Below are 15,648 nucleotides of genomic sequence, written 5' to 3'. Positions count from 1 at the left end.
CGGAGCTTGCGGCTTTTAGGGCTTACGCCCTTTACCCCTCTCTGTCGCTTTCGCGACATCTCCCCCTGAAGGGGGGAGATTGTTGGCTGAGAGGTTTTAAGAATAACGACTCCCGGAAGTTCACTGAAATCGGACAAACCGTAACGGTTCACAGCCGAGCGAGACGAACGGCAACCCGGACTGCGTGCCGACACGCTTGACTTGCGACCATCACGCAGGCTAATTGCCCGCGGTTGCTGACGCCTGCCGCCCGCGCGCCTCAAACGGCGATGGTGAAGTCAGTTCCGACTTCGGTTTTTCGTGTTCTCAACGACACTCGAAGCTTCCGGCAATGCGGGTACCGAGCATGGCTGCTCCGGCGGCGTGAGTGTCCTTGAAGGGCAACGAAAATGTCTGACGTCGTTTCGCCGCGGGCGAACCCCTATCTTTCCGGCCCGGTCTGGCCGCTGTTTCTCAAGACCGCCGCTCCCATCGTTCTGCTGATGCTTGTCAGCGGGCTCTACACCGTTGTCGACGCGATCTTTCTCGGCCTGCTGGTGGGACCGCGCGCGCTGGCCGCCGTCACGCTGGTCTTCCCGATCTTCATGGCGGTGGCGGCGTTGTCGACGCTGGTTTCCTCCGGCATGGCCTCGATTCTGGCCCGAAGGCTCGGCGCCGGCGATGATGATGGCGCGCAGGCGGTGCTGCAATCGGCGATGATGCTGTCGCTGCTCGTTGCCGTGCTACTGATGGCGTTCTACCTCACGCTCGGGATCAGGCTTGTCGACTGGTTTTCCGAGGGCGACGCCGCGCTGGCGGCCATGGCGAAGACCTATCTGGCATTCGTGATTTTCGGCAGTCCGCTGCAATTCGTGATCTCGATCCAGGGCGACGCCTTGCGCTCGGAAGGCAAGCCGGGGGTGATGGCCGGGATCGGTGTTCTGGTCACGCTCGCCAACATCGGCTTCAACTATGTCTTGATCGCCGGCCTTGGCTGGGGCGTTGCCGGATCGGCGATCGGCACGCTTGCGGCGCAGGCGGTTGCCATGGGCGTCGTCGTCTGGCTCCGGCTTTCCGGCCGCACGCCGCTTGCGCTTGCCCGCCGCACCGGCCACCGGCTGACGGAGGCGTGGCCGCGCATTCTGGCGCTTGGCCTGCCGCCGTCTCTCGGGCTTGCCGGCACCAGTCTTTCGGCGGGCTGCTACATTATCGGCATCGGCATATGGAGCGGCGACAACCACGATGTCGCGATCGCCGCCTATGGCATCGCCTCGCGGCTTCTGACCTTCGCCTTTCTGCCGCTCCTGGGGCTGAACTTCGCCTGCCAGTCGATCGTCGGCAATAATTTTGGGGCGCACCTGTTCGGCCGATCGGACCGGACGCTGCTTGTCGGCCTCGCCACGGGACTTTGCTACGGCATTGCGGTCGAGTTGGCCTTCATCTTCGGGGCAAGGCCGATCGCGTCGCTGTTCGTAACCGATCCGGCGGTGATCGCCGAGGCGGTCCATATCGTGCGGATCGTGACCGCCGCCTATGTCCTCGTCGCACCGCTGATGGTCCTTGCCGGCTATTTCCAGGCGCTGGGCATGGCCAGCCGGGCGGCGGCGATCACGCTCGGGCGGACCTATGTGTTCACCCTGCCGCTGATCTTCATCCTTCCGTTCATCTTCGGCGAAACGGGATTGTGGATGGCGGCGCCGATCAGCGATCTCGGCATGATGGCGATCGCGATCACGGTGCTGTGGCTGAACCGGCGCGGGGCGCGGCTCGGCCTGTTTTACGGAAACCGGGAAACCGTAATCGCGGTGGAGGCGGCCTGAGCCGCCCCAAAGCCGCGGGCGCGGGTCAGGCCTTCAATACCTTGTCCGGGTTCATGATGCCGGCGGGATCGAAGGCCTTCTTGATCCGCTGCATCAGCTCGATCTCGATCGGTTCGCGAATGCGCGCCAGCTCGTCACGCTTCAGCCGGCCGATGCCGTGCTCGGCGGAGATCGAGCCGCCATGGGCGAGCACGATGGCGTGGACGATTGCGTTGACCTCGCCCCAGCGCGCCAGGAAGGCCGCCTTGTCGGCGCCTTCCGGCTGCGAGATGTTGTAATGGATATTGCCGTCGCCGAGATGGCCGAAGGCGCAGATGCGCGCGCCCGGCACGGCCGCCATCACCGCGGCATCCGCCTCGTGCAGGAAGGCCGGCACGGAGGAGACCGGGACCGAGACATCGTGCTTGATCGAGCCGCCCTCCGGCTTCTGCGCCTCCGACATGGTTTCGCGCATATGCCAGAGCTCGGCGATCTCGGCCTCGGACTTGGCGATCACGGCGTCTTCCACCAGACCCTGTTCAAAGGCCTCTTCCAGCAAAGCCGTGATCATGTCATCGGCCGATTGCTGGCTGTCAGAGGTCGAAACATCGATCAGCGTGTACCAGGGGTAGGGGCTCGACAGCGGATCGCGCGCGCCCTCGGTATGCTTGATCGTGAATGCGAAGGCCATATGGGCCATGAGCTCGAAGCCCGTCAGCGCGGAGGCGCAGCAGTTTGCGGCAAGGTTGAACAGGTCCAGCGCTTTTTCCGGGGAGGCGACCCCGGCAAACGCCACCTGATGGCCCTTAGGGCGCGGAAACAGCTTCAGCACCGCGCCGGTGATGACGCCGAGCGTGCCTTCCGCGCCGATGAACAGGTCGCGCAAATCGTAGCCGGTATTGTCCTTCTTCAGCGAGCGCAGCCCGTTCCAGACCTCGCCGGTCGGCAGCACGACTTCAAGGCCGAGGCAGAGATTGCGCATATTGCCATAGGCGAGCACCGCCGTGCCGCCGGCATTGGTCGCAAGATTGCCGCCGATCCGGGCCGAGCCTTCCGAGCCGAGCGACAGCGGGAACAGCCGGTCATTGTCGGCCGCCGCCTTTTGCGCCTCGGCAAGAATAACGCCGCCATCGACCACCATGAAATTGCCGGCGGTATCGATCTTGCGGATACGCGTCATCCGTTCCAACGAGAGCACGATATCGGTACCCTCCTCGCGCGGAACCGCGCCGCCGACATGGCCGGTGCGCCCGGAGGCGGGCACGACCGGGGTTTTCGTCTCGCTCGCAAGCGTCATGATCGCGGCGACCTCTTCCGTGGTGCCGGGTTTCAGCACCAGCGCGGTCGCGCCGTGAAAGAGCCCGCGGGTCTCGGTGAGGTAGGGCGCGATATCGCCGGGCTCGGTCAGGGCGTGGCCCGGGCCGACGATTTCGGCAAAGCGGGCGATCAGGTCTTTCTCAGGGCCGGTCATTCAGTCGTAGTCCTTGGGGCGGGGGGCCGCGGCGCGGGCGAGCCGGTCGTTGATCGCCTCGCCGATGCCATCATGCGGAATGGGCGTCACGGCGATCGCGCTGGCGCCGCTCTGGTCGGCCTGTTTCATCACGTCGTAGAGCCGGCTTGCCGCCTCCGCCGTGTCGGCCGTTTTCGAGAGCTGAAGTGTGACATGGGCGGCCTCGGCATTGTCGATCAGGGGCGCCCCGAACATGATCAGCGCCTCGCCGGGCTCGACATGGCTGGCATTGAGGCGGACGGCGGCGTTCGGCGCGTAATGCGAGGCCATCATGCCGGGCGCCTCGATCGCGCCGGGGGTGGCAGGCCGGGTCACCGAAAGCCCCGTCAGCCGCTCGACCGCCTCGGCGGGAATGCCGCCCGGCCGAAGCAGGGTGATGGTCTCGCCCTCGACCTTGAGGATCGTCGATTCGACCCCGACGATCGCGGGGCCCGCGTCGATGATCAGTTGCAGCCGGTTGCCGAGATCGGCCTCCACATGGCCGGCCGTGGTTGGGCTCAGCCGGCCGGAGCGGTTGGCGCTGGGGGCGGCGAGCGGGCGGCCGGTTTCCGCGATCAGCCGGCCGGCAAAGCCGCGCGGCACCCGGACGGCCACGGTGGCAAGCCCGGCGGTGGCCGCGGATGCGATCCCCGCCTCCGGTTTCAGCGGCAGCACCAGCGTCAGCGGGCCGGGCCAGAAGGCATCGGCAAGCTCGCGCGCGAGCGGCGAGAAGTCGGCATAGCGTTCCGCCATGGCAAGGTCGGCCATGTGGCAGATCAGCGGATTGAAGGATGGGCGGTTCTTGGCGGCGTAGATCCTGGCGATCGCGTCGGCGTCGGTGGCATCGCCGGCAAGGCCGTAGACGGTTTCGGTCGGGATCGCGACCAGTTCGCCGGCGATCAGTAACCGCCGACCCTCCGCCATCGCAAGCTCTTCCTCCCGGCTGATATCGATGATCCGCGCCATGGTATTCCCGCCCTTCCTGTTCCATCATCGTTTAAAACAACCCAAACGCTGAACAAAGGATTTTCTGATGCGACGGATTTTCTCGGGCGGAATTTATGAAAAGAAGGTCGGCTATTGCCGCGCGGTGGTTGCCGGCGGCTTCGTACATGTCGCCGGCACCACCGCGCAGGGCGTCGATATTCCCGAGGATGTCGAAAGCCAGTGCCGCTCGGCGCTGGCGGCGATCGAAAAGGCGCTCGGCGAGGCCGGCTCCGGCTTTCCCGATGTCGTGCGAGTCACCTACTACCTGCCGCATGCGCCGGATTTCGAGGCCTGCTGGCCGCTGCTCGCGGCAACCTTCGGCGACAATCCGCCGGCGGCGACCATGATCGAATGCGGCCTGATCGACCCGAAATACCGGATCGAGATCGAGGTGACGGCGTTGGCGCGGGCGTGAGCGCCCAAACCTGCGTGTCGTCTTTTCCGAAAGTCATGTCGTGAATGGAATGCATGCCGAAGGGCGCGGGTGATTAAATGAAAATTATTGCCCGTCTTCGCCCCGGAGGCCGCCATGACGATACGCCAGAAAATGCTGGAAGAGCTGAAGAACCGCCGCGACGGCTTCACGCTCGCCCGGCCGTTTTATACCGACCCGGACTATTTCCGCGTCGACATGGAGAATTTCTATTACCGCGACTGGCTGTTCGTCGCCCATGACTGCGAGCTGCCGCGTCCGGGCAATTACCTGACGATCCAGATCGGCGATTATTCGGTGATCCTCACGCGCGGGCGCGACAAGGTGATCCGGGCGCTGCACAATTCCTGCCGCCATCGCGGCTCGCGCGTCTGCGCCAATGAGAAGGGCACGACCGCCAAGCTCGTCTGTCCCTATCACCAGTGGACCTACGATCTCGACGGTTCGCTGCAATATGTCCGCCACATGGGCGAGGATTTCGACAAGGCGCAATACGGGCTGAAACCGGTGCATTGCGAGAGCATCGAGGGCTATATCTTCATCTGCCTCGCCGAGCATGCTCCCGATATAGCGCCGCTGAGGGACACGATCGCGCCCTATATCGCGCCGCATAATATCCGCGAGACCAAGGTCGCCTTCAAGAGCTCGATCGTCGAGAAGGGCAACTGGAAGCTGGTCTGGGAAAACAATCGTGAGTGCTATCACTGCGCCGCCAATCACCCGGAACTGTGCCGCACCTATCCCGAGGCCGCCTCCGTCACCGGCGTCCAGGGCATGGCGGATGATCCGGAAATCCAGGCGCACTGGGCCCATTGCGAGGCGGCGGGGCTGGAGGCGAAGTTCTTCATCAACCCCGACGGCCAGTTCCGCATCACCCGCATGCCGCTGATCCCCGGCGCGGAAAGCTACACCATGTCGGGCCAGCGCGCGGTGAAGAAGCCGATGGGGCCGAAGACCAACGTGGCCGGCATCGGCGCGCTGCTGCTGTTTCATTATCCCACCACCTGGAACCATTTCTTGGGCGACCACGCGATCTCCTTCCGGGTGCTGCCGCTCGGGCCCGAGGAAACCGAGGTCACCACCACGTGGATGGTGCCGAAGGATGCGGTCGAGGGGATCGACTACGATCTGGAGGAACTGACCCATGTGTGGACCTTCACCAATGACCAGGATCGCCAGATCGTGGAGGAGAACGCGCGCGGCATCCGCTCGCCCGCCTATGAGCCCGGACCTTATTGCGAAGAGGATGAGGGCGGTGTGATGCAGTTTGTCGAATGGTACGCGAACACCTCGATTTCGCGGCTTTCCGACACCGCCGCACCGCTGTCGATCGTTGCCTGATATGATGAAGTCGAAGACCTTCAAGCATATCGATGAGATGGTGCCGTGGAATGGCCGCGAGCACATGCTCGAATGCGTGGCCTGGACGCCGGAAGCGCCCGACGTGATGACGTTCACCTTCAGGGCGGAGAAAGAAAACATCTGGTTCCGCTACATGCCGGGTCAGTATATCACGCTGGAGCTCCCGGTCGGCCCGGAGCCGATCCTCAGGACCTACACGATCTCGTCCAGCCCGACCCGGCCCTTTACCATCGCCGTGACGGTGAAGGCGCAGAAGGACAGCATCGGCACGCGCTGGATGTTCGAGAACCTGCACCCCGGCATGAAGCTGAAGGCAATCGGCCCGCTCGGCGATTTCTCCTACGTCACCAAGCCGGCGGAGAAATACCTGTTCATCTCGGCCGGTTCCGGCATCACGCCGATGATGTCGATGACGCGCGATCTCGGCGACCGCGACCCCGATACCGATATCGCCTTCATCCACTGCGCCCGCTCGCCGAACGACATCATCTTCCGCTGGGAGCTGGAGTACAAGGCGCGCTACATGCCGTTCTTCAATCTCGGCTTCATCGTCACCGAGCTGGAGCGCACCCAGCTCTGGTCGGGGCTGAAGGGCTTCATCGATCGCGCCAAGATCGCGCTGCTGGTGCCGGATTTCCTGGAGCGGCGGGTGTTCTGCTGCGGGCCGGACCCGTTCATGGCGACGGTCCGGGATTCGCTCGAAAGCTCCAGCTTCGACATGGAAAACAATTATTTCCAGGAGACCTTCAAACCGGAAGCACCGTCGCCTGCCGTCTTTGTCGGCGAAAGCGCGGATGAGGACAAGCGGCTGGTCATCGAATTCGCCGATTCAGGCGTTCGCGCCGAGGTGCCGCCCGGCTTCACCATTCTGCAGACAGCCCGCAATGCCGGGGTCCGCATTCCCGCCGCCTGCGAAAGCGGCATCTGTGGCACCTGCCGCACCATGTGCAAATCCGGCAAGGTCGACATGCAGCATAATGGCGGCATTCTCGATGACGAGATCGAGGAGGGCTATATCCTCGCCTGCTGCTCGCGGCCGTTGACGGATGTCGAGGTGGAAGCCTGATGCCGAAGGCTCAGGGTTCCGACAGGCAATCGCGGATCAGCGCGACAAGCTGATCGCCTGCGGTTTCAAGAGCCCCGGAATTATCGATCGTCACGACATCGAAATCGCCGTGAACCGCCATGGTCGAGCGGGCCAGCCGGGCGGTGATCTGGTCGCCGCTCTCGCGGCCGCGCGCGGCAAGTCTTTCGGCAAGGATTTCAGGCCTGGCGGTGACATTGACCACCGTGAGCCGGGCAAAGGCCACGCGGAAATCGGCGAGCGCCTTGCGCGAACCGTTGCACAGCGTCACCCCGCCATTGGCGACAAAGGCGCGATGTTCTGCCGGAATGCCATATTCAAGGCCATGCGCTGACCACACTACCGCAAAACCGCCCGCCGTCCTCCGTGCTGCAAAGGCGTCCGGCGACATGGTGTCGTGGATTTCGCTGTCGTGGTCGCTCGGCCGGGTGATCACGCGGCGCACCACTGCAAAACGCGGTTGACGGCAAAGGGCGGCGGCGTGGTTGATCAGGCTGTCCTTGCCGGCCCCGCTCGGGCCGACCACGACGATTATCCTGCCCGCCTCCGCCATCAAATCAGGCAACCCGCTTGCCCGCCCGCCAGACCGCCCGCGTCACCGGCGCGCCAGAGGGGCGGTGAACGCGCACAAGATCGGCCCTCAGCCCCGGCGCGATCCGCCCGCGATCGTCGAGCTTCACGGCTCTCGCCGGCGTCGCTGTTACCATCTTGAGCGCGCGCGGCAGGCTGATCGTCTCGAGCGTATCGGCGAGGATGAACGGGGCGTAGAGCAGGCTGAAGGGCACGTAATCCGACGACAGCACATCCAGCACGCCGCGTTCGGCCAGATCGCGCGCGGCGATATTGCCGGAATGCGACTTGCCGCGCACCACATTGGGCGCGCCCATCAGCACCGACATTCCGGCCTTGTGCGAGGCGTTCGCGGCCTCGAGACTCGTCGGAAACTCGGCAACCGCCACGCCATGGCCGATCGCCTCTTCCACATGGGCAAGCGTGGCGTCGTCATGGCTGGCGATGGCGATGCCGCGGGCGGCGCAGTGGTCGGAGATCATCTGTCGGTGCCGCCCGGCATATTTTTCCGACTGGCCCTGACGCTCCGCGACGAAAGCCGCGAAGGCCTCATCGGAAAGCCCGCGCTTCGGCTTGTAGAAAAGCTCGTATTGGGAAAGATCGGTAAACTGCCGCTGGCCGGGCGCGTGGTCCATCAGCGAGGTCAGCCTGACATGCGGATCATTTTCGAAGCCGGCAAAATGCTCCATCACATTGGCGGCGGAGACCTCGCAGCGCAGATGCAGAAAATGCTGGGCCTTCAGCCGGTTCTCGCGCTCGGCCTGCTGGATCGCGTCGGCCATATCGCGCATCTCGCCGAGATCGAAGCCGTCGTCGCCGTCGGAACCCATGCGCAGGCAGTCGAAAACGGTGGTGATGCCCGATGCGATGATCTGTCCGTCATGGGCCTGAACGGCCGCGATCTTGTCCCAGCGCACGCCGGGGCGTGGCGCATAATGGCCTTCGAGATGATCGGTATGAAGCTCGATCAGGCCGGGGATCAGATAGTCGCCCTCCATGTCGTCGCCATGGCGGGTCGGGTGTCCCGAGATGTCGGCGATTTCGCCGTCGCGCACCATGAGCGCGCCATGCACGATCTCGTCCTCAAGCACGATCCGCGCATTGGTGAAAACGGTTTCGGCACTCATTCCTCGGTTTCTCCGGCCCCAGTGTCACTCGTCCCAGTTTCCCCTATCACTGTTTCTTCGGCCCCGAAAAGCGTGGTTTGGCCGCCCGTCAGCGGCTGCCAGCGGCGGATCACGAAAGGCGCGCCGCGCCGCTCCTCCATGAACAGCGCGATGCCGGAAATTTCAAGCGGCTTGCCGACGAACGGCGCGAAATAATCCTCGATCGCGGTCTCGATCACATGCATGTCGGTACCCGTCACCGGTCCCGTCAGCGTCATGTGGAAGCGGAAGTCATCGAAGACGTAAGGATAGCCCCAGCGCTCCAGATTGTCGCGTTCCCTCTCGCTCAGTTCCTCCGGCTTGCGCCGCGCGATCTCCTCGTTGGCAAGCGGCGCGCGCATCGGCTCGAAATAGCGCACGACATCGGCTGCGAAATCCTGCAGCGTATCGCTCTCTTGCGCCGGGACAAGGGCGTGAAACTTGCCGAGCTTGCCGAGCTTCAGCTCCGGAATGTCGAAGGGGCTGTGCTTGCGGCAGAACACGTCGAAGGCGGCCTCCAGCGCCGCCGGCGTGGTGTTGTCGGCCAGACGGAACGGCGCCTTCAGCGTGGCGTGGAAGCCGTAACGTGCGGCCGCCGCCGTCACGGCGCTCATCCGGCCGGAGGCAAGCGCGATACCGTCTGGAAACGGCCGTTCCTCGCCGGCAAAGGCGTCGTAGCCGAGCCAGCGGCTGGCGGCAACCGTGAGGGGATGGTCGATGGCGGGAGTGAAATAGATGGCGTAGCGCAAATCGTTTTCCTTGCCCGTGGTGAAGGGAGGATGAGGAAAGTGCAGGGATTCGCCGGTCTTTGCAAGGCGTCCCGACTTGTTCAATGCGCAGTCGGAGCCGTTGGTTCCGCGCGCGGTGATGTCACACGCGGTCAAAGCGACAATGGCAGCGGGTCGCTCCGGTTTCCCTCGCCGAGCGGGCGCTGCATGAATACGGTGTCCAGCCATTTTCCGTGCTTGAAGCCGGTTCCCGTCAGCCGGCCCGCCTCGGTGAAGCCAAGCGCCGTATGGAGCGCGATCGAGGCCGGGCTGGCCCCGCCGATGACCGCGACCATCTGGCGGAATCCGCGCGTCTCGCATTCCGTTACCAATTGCGAAAGCAGGCTTTTGCCGACGCCCTTGCCGCGCGCCTCCGGCGAAAGATAGACCGAATTTTCGACCAGCCAGCGATAGGCAGGCCGCGTGCGGAAGGCGCTGGCATAGGCATAGCCGATCACGCGGTCGCCCTCGATGGCGGCGAGATAGGGGTAGCCGGCGGCGGTGATCGCGGTCATCCGCGCTTCCATTTCGTCCCGGCCCGGCGGCTCCAGCTCATAGCTTGCCACCCCGTTCAGCACGCATTCGGCATAGATTTCGGTGATCGCGGAAAGATCGGCGGGCGAGGCGGGGCGGAGGGTGACGGTCATGGTCCGGGTCGGGGCAGGTGGAAGGGTAACGGGAACGATAATCCGCTTTCGGCCCGCAGGGAAGCGGGCATGAAAAAGGCGGCCCGAAAGCCGCCTCGATCAGTGTTCCATCATCGTCCGGATCAGTTGCGGTTGCCGAGCAGGCGCAGCATGAACAGGAACATGTTGATGAAGTCGAGGTAGAGCGTCAGCGCGCCCATCACCGCCTTGCGGCCTGCCACTTCATGGCCGTCGCCTTCATAGTACATTTCCTTGATCTTCTGCGTGTCCCAAGCGGTCAGGCCGGCGAATATCAGAACGCCGAGAACCGAGATCGCGAAGCCGAGCGCGCTCGACTGCAGGAAGATGTTGACGACCATGGCGATGATCACACCGAACAGGCCGATCACCATAAACGAGCCCATCGCCGACAGATCACGCTTGGTGGTATAGCCGTAAAGCGACAGCGCGCCGAACGAGGCCGCGGTGATGAAGAAGGTCTGGACGATGCTCTGGCCGGTATAAACCAGGAAGATCGTCGACAGCGAAATGCCGGTCAGCGCGGCATAGACCCAGAACGCCGTCTGTGCGGCGGCGACGCTCATCTTGTTGATGCGGAACGCCAGGAAGAAGAAGGCGATCAGCGGTGCGAACATGACCAGCCACTTCAGCGGCGAGGCGTACATGACCTGACCGAACTGGGTAAGCTGAACCTGGCCGCTGGCATCGCCCGATACCGAGGCCGTGAAGATTCCGTAAGCCGCGATGCCGGTGATCACGAGGCCGAGAGCCATGAGATTGTAGACGCGCAGCATGTAGGCGCGCAGTCCCTGATCGATTGCAGCACTCGCCTGGGCTCCCGCCTGCGCGTGATTCTGATAGTTGCGAAGATCAGCCATTGAGTTCCTCTAAAAAAGCCCCTCGTTGTTCACGGTGTCGGGCGTCGCAGCAGGGCGACAGCCCAGGCGCCGCTGGGGGGCTCCAGCAAGCCTGACGATAATATGAGGGGAATGGCAACGCGATACAAGGCATATCCGTTTGGAATCCGTCGGCAAATCCTCAATTTTTCGTAAGAAACGCGCCGGCGGCCTGCAAAACGGCAATCGGAAGCACCATTTCTCCTGCAAAGTCGCTACATCCGGCAATAATGCCGACCGCAAGAAAAGAGGATATTCATGCGCTATTTCATCGCCGTCATTCTGCCGTGGCTTTCGTTTTTCACCATCGGCAAACCGTTTTCCGGCATTATCTGCTTGATATTGCAGATCACCCTGATCGGCTGGCCGGTCGCCGCGCTCTGGGCCCTGTTCGCCGTCCAGAACTACTGGGCCGACCGCCGCAACGCCGAACTGATGGACGCGCTGCGCCGGGGCGATCGCCGGTAGATGGGCACAACGCCCGATGCGTAGATTCAATAGGTTAGAGCGTCCTTTGTGTATCCGAATGGATGCACGGCGCTCTAGTCTGGCGGGCGTTGTGTCGGGTGAAGGGGCGACAGTGCGAGACTATCGGACGCTGTTGCCCAAATCGACGATATGGCGGACAATCAGATTGGCTGCCGCTGTGCCGAAGCTGCCGGTCAGGTTGTTGTTTATCTGAAGAGTGTTAACGTCCTGCCCTTTGAAGCAGTCTTCGAGGAAGTTGGGGTTCTGAGGGGTGTCGCCCGATGAGCCGTCAAAGGCGACCCAGTACGCCTCGAACTTCACCGCAGGCTCAAGAGCAGAGAGCTTTTCAGAAAGCTGGGTGCACAGTGGAAGGCTGTTGATGCTAGCAGCGTCGGCGTTCTGCATAAAACCCGGTGAAAGGATGAAAATCATCGCGGCTCTGAAGTCGCTCATGCCTTCAAGGGTCGGCGTTATTGGCGTAGCGCCATTGGATTTAGGATTAGCGGTTCCGGAGCTCGAATTATATTGAAGCTGTGCCGCATAGAGAAAGCTCGCTGAAATATTGCTTGATCCGGAAACCTGGTTAAAATTACTTACCCTGGTAGCCAGGTCCATATTAGACAGATTTTCCCACCAAAGAGCAGATACATTATTCGGGGCGGCGCTGGATGGTCCATCTTCAAACAGCGTTGCATCGAACATGTCGGCCGTTGTTACGGGAATTTTGTCCGAATTTATAAGAGGTTTGTCTTCCGTTGCCTCAAAGACAGAAATATGGCCATTTAAGCTGGCAGGATTATTTCCTGGATTTGAAATCGTCAGAGGCTTCAGTTTTGTAATAACCGAGCCGACCACGAATTGCTCGAACGACCACCCATCGGCGGTTACCGCCTCCGAACCGTCCATAACGAAAACAACATATGGCATGTAGTTCACGCTGTCTGCATGGCTCTCGGTCATTGCGCCAAAAACAGAAAATGTCGCTGTGCTAAGAATCGTGAATATTCGAAACATAGGTTGCATGATCGCTGCCTCCATTCAGATGACAGCGACTATAGATATATTTTTAAATAAATAAATAATACTAGTAAAAATATGAATTTATACTTGTAGAGTAACGCTCTTTTTCGGTGTATTTTCTGTAATTAAGGCTTTTTTTCTACAAGGCGGGACGGTAATATCCTTGAATGTTAAAGCTCGCGCAGGTAGAGCGCGGGCTTCTGGCCGAGCAGATGCCAGGTGCCGGCGAGGCCGATGGCGACGGTGACGATCACCGCGCCGAGCACGGTGGCAAGCGCCACCGCCGGCAGCAGGGCGAAGGGCAGCATCATGATCTTCGTCAGCGCATACCATGCCGCGGCCGAGCCGGCGGCGAGCGCGAAGACGCCGGTCGCCAGTCCCAGCAGCAGATATTCGTAGACGAAGGCCCGGATCAGCGCCGGGCGGGTCGCGCCCAGCGTCTTCATCACCACCGCATCATGTCCGCGCCGGCGATTACCGGCGGCCAACGCGCCGGAAAGCACCAGCACCGAGGCGATCAGCGCGATGGCCGCGGCTGCCCGGATCGCGGTCGCAAGCTGGCTGACGAGATCGCCGGCAATCTCGAGCGCCGCTTTCACTTCGATTGTGGTGACGGTCGGGAAGGCGCGGGTGACGGCGCCCAGAATGTCGGCGTTTGTGGCGGTGTCGGAGCCCGGATCGGTGAGGGTGGCGAGCCAGGCATGCGGCGCGCCGGCGAAGGTGTTGGGCGAGAACACCATCACGAAATTGATCGACAGCGAATCCCATTCGACAGTGCGGAAATTGGCGATCGTCGCGGTGATATCGCGGCCGAGCACGCTGATGGTCACGGTATCGCCGAGCTTGAGGCCGAGTTCCTTGCCTTCATCGGCGGAAAACGACACCAGCGGATCGCCGCTATAATCTTCAGGCCACCATTCGCCTTCGGCCAGCGCCGAGTTTTCCGGCAGGGTGGCGTCATAGGTGATGCCGCGATCGCCCCTCAGCACCCATTTCGCGTCTTCCGAGGGGGCGTCCCATTCGCTCGCCCGCGTGTCGTTGAGGGCGAGGATGCGGCCGCGCAGCATCGGCACCAGCGCCAATTCGCCGTCGGGCGCCTCCTCGTTTATCAGCGCCTTGAAGCCTTCGACCTCGCTGCCCTGGATATCGACGAAGAAGAAATCGGGCGCGCGCTCGGGAAGCGAGCGCGACAGCTCGCGGTTGAGATTGCCGTCGATCAGGGCGAGACCGACCAGCAGCGTCAGCCCGAGGCCGAGCGAGAGCACGACCGAGCCCGTTAGCGCGCCGGGGCGGTGGATGTTGCCGACCGCGAGCCTGAGCGAGGGCGCATGCGGGCGCGGGGCCCGCGCCGCCAGCCATTTGATCGCGAGCGCCACCAGCCGCAGCACCACGAAGGCGCCGGCAACGGAGGCGAGGAACACGGCCGCGACGAAGCGCTCCTCGGCGGTGAAGATCGCAAGTGCCGCAAGCAGCGCCAGCGTCACGCCGGTGGCCGCCAGGAACGGCCATGCCGGGCGGCCGCCCTCGTCGAAACTGTGCTCACGCAGCAGCGCGGTTGCCGGCACGTTGCGGGCGGCGGCCAGCGGCAGGATCGCGAAGGCGAGCGCGGTCAGGATGCCGAACAGCGCCGCGAGCGCCAGCGCCCACGGAAAGATGCCGGCGGGGATTGCGATTTCGAGCAGCGATGAGAGCAGCGGCAACGCGATCAGCGGAATGATCGCCCCGAAAACCAGACCGATCGCGATCCCGATCAGCGCCACCAGCATGATCTGCAGGAAGTAGATCGCGACCACCATGTCGGCTGGCGCGCCCATGCATTTGAAGGCGGCGATCGCCCGTCTGCGGCTTTCGAGATAGGCGCTGACGGCATTGGCGATCCCGACGCCGCCGGTGATCAGCGTGGCAAGCCCCACCAGCGTCAGGAATTCCGACAGCCGGTCGACATTCTCGCTGAGCGAGGGGGCGGCGCGGTCGCTGGTGCGGATCTGCCAGCCGGTATCGGGGAATTTCTCCTCCGCCTCGGTTTTCACCGCCTCCGGCGTCATCGCGGGATCGGCAAGCCGCACGCGGTAGCCGTATTCGGCAAGGCTGCCGATCTGGACGAGGCCAGAGGCCTCCAGCGCCTGTCGGCTGATCAGGATGCGCGGAGCGAAGGCGAAGCCTTCCGAAAGCGCGTCGGGCTCCTGCGCCAAAGTCCCGGAGACCATGAGTTCCGCATTGCCGAGCAGCAGGCTGTCGCCGGGGGCAAGCCCCAGCCGCTCGGCCAGGAGCGGCGCGACCAATACGCCGTATCTGCCGTCGGTCTCGGCCAGCGCCTCGCCGACGGGCATGGCGGGATCGGATATGACCTCGCCATAGAGCGGGTAGGCCCCGTCGACGGCCTTGATCTCCGCCAGTGACTGGTCGGAGCCATCGGGAAGCCGCGTCATCGAGCGCATCGTCACCGATTGCGAGGTCGGCCCGAGCGCCTCGATATAGGCGAGTGCCTCGCCGGAAAGCGGCTCGTTGTCGCGCTCGAAGCGGATATCGGCGGCGAGAATCTCGCGGCCGCGTTCGGCGATACCGGCGTTGACGGCATCGGACACCGAATTGACGGCGGCGATCGCGGCGACGCCAAGCGCGATGCAGGCGAGGAAGATGTAGAAACCCGAAAGCCCGCCACGCATTTCGCGCAGCGCAAATTTCAGCGCGAGGAGAAGGTTGAGCCGGTTCTGCCTCATTGCGCTGCGGTTCCGGGCGCCACGGTTTCCGCGGGCGCGACGATTTCGCCGGAACGCACGTGAACCTGCCGGTCGCAGCGCGCGGCAAGCGTTGCGTCATGGGTGACAAGCACCAGCGTGGTGCCCATCTCGCGCTGGCGGGCAAACAGAAGATCGGCGATCTGCGCGCCGGTGTCGCCGTCGAGATTGCCGGTCGGCTCGTCGGCGATCAGCACCGCCGGTTCGGGGGCAAGCGCGCGGGCAATCGCCACCCGCTGCTGCTCGCCGCCGGAAAGCTGGCCG

The 15,648-nt window shown here is 63.3% G+C and carries 15 protein-coding genes; 5 read left to right on the top strand and 10 right to left on the bottom strand.

Going from position 1 to position 15,648, the window contains the following annotated elements:
- Nucleotides 1-389: 389 nt before the first annotated feature.
- Nucleotides 390-1,799: an MATE family efflux transporter gene (locus B4E36_RS12190; RefSeq protein WP_292052906.1), complete on the top strand. Its 1,410-nt coding sequence runs from the start codon at nt 390-392 to the stop codon at nt 1,797-1,799.
- 25 nt (nt 1,800-1,824) lie between these two features.
- Here B4E36_RS12190 and B4E36_RS12185 read toward each other — a convergent pair whose 3' ends face one another.
- Both B4E36_RS12185 and B4E36_RS12180 read right to left on the bottom strand, forming a co-directional pair.
- On the bottom strand, nt 1,825-3,249 hold the full coding sequence (locus B4E36_RS12185) for an FAD-binding oxidoreductase (RefSeq protein ID WP_292052909.1): 1,425 nt from the start codon (nt 3,247-3,249) through the stop codon (nt 1,825-1,827).
- A complete protein-coding gene (locus tag B4E36_RS12180; protein ID WP_345900398.1) occupies nt 3,250-4,233 on the bottom strand; it encodes an L-threonylcarbamoyladenylate synthase in 984 nt (327 codons plus the stop codon).
- A 67-nt stretch (nt 4,234-4,300) separates the two neighbouring features.
- Here B4E36_RS12180 and B4E36_RS12175 point away from each other — a divergent pair, with 67 nt between their 5' ends.
- The 3 genes from B4E36_RS12175 (at nt 4,301) to B4E36_RS12165 (ending at nt 7,115) form a co-directional block, all read left to right on the top strand.
- Nucleotides 4,301-4,669 (top strand): RidA family protein, encoded by a 369-nt coding sequence (locus B4E36_RS12175; RefSeq protein WP_292052915.1) that lies wholly within the window; start codon nt 4,301-4,303, stop codon nt 4,667-4,669.
- A gap of 114 nt (nt 4,670-4,783) precedes the next feature.
- Nucleotides 4,784-6,028, top strand: coding sequence for an aromatic ring-hydroxylating dioxygenase subunit alpha (locus B4E36_RS12170; protein ID WP_345900397.1), 1,245 nt, complete (start codon nt 4,784-4,786; stop codon nt 6,026-6,028).
- 4 nt (nt 6,029-6,032) lie between these two features.
- Nucleotides 6,033-7,115: a hybrid-cluster NAD(P)-dependent oxidoreductase gene (locus tag B4E36_RS12165; protein ID WP_018064786.1), complete on the top strand. Its 1,083-nt coding sequence runs from the start codon at nt 6,033-6,035 to the stop codon at nt 7,113-7,115.
- A gap of 10 nt (nt 7,116-7,125) precedes the next feature.
- On the opposite strand, the gene phnN is transcribed toward B4E36_RS12165, so the two are convergent.
- The 5 genes from phnN to B4E36_RS12140 all read right to left on the bottom strand — a co-directional run bounded on the left by phnN (nt 7,126) and on the right by B4E36_RS12140 (nt 11,140).
- Nucleotides 7,126-7,686 (bottom strand): phosphonate metabolism protein/1,5-bisphosphokinase (PRPP-forming) PhnN, encoded by a 561-nt coding sequence (gene phnN / locus B4E36_RS12160; RefSeq protein ID WP_292053161.1) that lies wholly within the window; start codon nt 7,684-7,686, stop codon nt 7,126-7,128.
- A gap of 4 nt (nt 7,687-7,690) precedes the next feature.
- On the bottom strand, nt 7,691-8,830 hold the full coding sequence (locus B4E36_RS12155; RefSeq protein WP_345900396.1) for an alpha-D-ribose 1-methylphosphonate 5-triphosphate diphosphatase: 1,140 nt from the start codon (nt 8,828-8,830) through the stop codon (nt 7,691-7,693).
- Nucleotides 8,827-9,597 carry a DUF1045 domain-containing protein gene (locus B4E36_RS12150; protein WP_292052926.1) on the bottom strand — a complete coding sequence of 257 codons (771 nt, stop codon included), beginning with the start codon at nt 9,595-9,597 and terminating at the stop codon, nt 8,827-8,829. The genes B4E36_RS12155 and B4E36_RS12150 overlap by 4 nt, the downstream gene beginning before the upstream one ends.
- A gap of 131 nt (nt 9,598-9,728) precedes the next feature.
- Nucleotides 9,729-10,262, bottom strand: coding sequence for a GNAT family N-acetyltransferase (locus B4E36_RS12145; RefSeq protein WP_292052929.1), 534 nt, complete (start codon nt 10,260-10,262; stop codon nt 9,729-9,731).
- A gap of 122 nt (nt 10,263-10,384) precedes the next feature.
- A complete protein-coding gene (locus B4E36_RS12140) occupies nt 10,385-11,140 on the bottom strand; it encodes a Bax inhibitor-1/YccA family protein (protein WP_292052931.1) in 756 nt (251 codons plus the stop codon).
- 276 nt (nt 11,141-11,416) lie between these two features.
- Between B4E36_RS12140 and B4E36_RS12135 the strand changes: the two genes are divergently transcribed.
- Nucleotides 11,417-11,626 carry a YqaE/Pmp3 family membrane protein gene (locus B4E36_RS12135; RefSeq protein ID WP_292052934.1) on the top strand — a complete coding sequence of 70 codons (210 nt, stop codon included), beginning with the start codon at nt 11,417-11,419 and terminating at the stop codon, nt 11,624-11,626.
- Nucleotides 11,627-11,746: 120 nt separating this feature from the next.
- On the opposite strand, the gene B4E36_RS12130 is transcribed toward B4E36_RS12135, so the two are convergent.
- The 3 genes from B4E36_RS12130 to B4E36_RS12120 all read right to left on the bottom strand — a co-directional run.
- Entirely contained in the window at nt 11,747-12,649 is a 903-nt protein-coding gene (locus B4E36_RS12130) for a hypothetical protein (RefSeq protein ID WP_292052936.1), read from the bottom strand.
- 167 nt (nt 12,650-12,816) lie between these two features.
- Nucleotides 12,817-15,366, bottom strand: a complete 2,550-nt coding sequence (locus tag B4E36_RS12125) for an ABC transporter permease (protein ID WP_292052938.1) — start codon at nt 15,364-15,366, stop codon at nt 12,817-12,819.
- Nucleotides 15,363-15,648 (bottom strand): ATP-binding cassette domain-containing protein (locus B4E36_RS12120; protein WP_345900395.1); only part of this gene is annotated, 286 nt, incomplete at its 5' end. The genes B4E36_RS12120 and B4E36_RS12125, both read right to left, overlap by 4 nt.

Origin of the sequence: Martelella sp. UBA3392 (genome assembly GCF_002358775.1) — a bacterium.
Classification (GTDB): domain Bacteria; phylum Pseudomonadota; class Alphaproteobacteria; order Rhizobiales; family Rhizobiaceae; genus Martelella; species Martelella mediterranea.
This window is presented reverse-complemented; position numbering and strand designations above follow the sequence as displayed.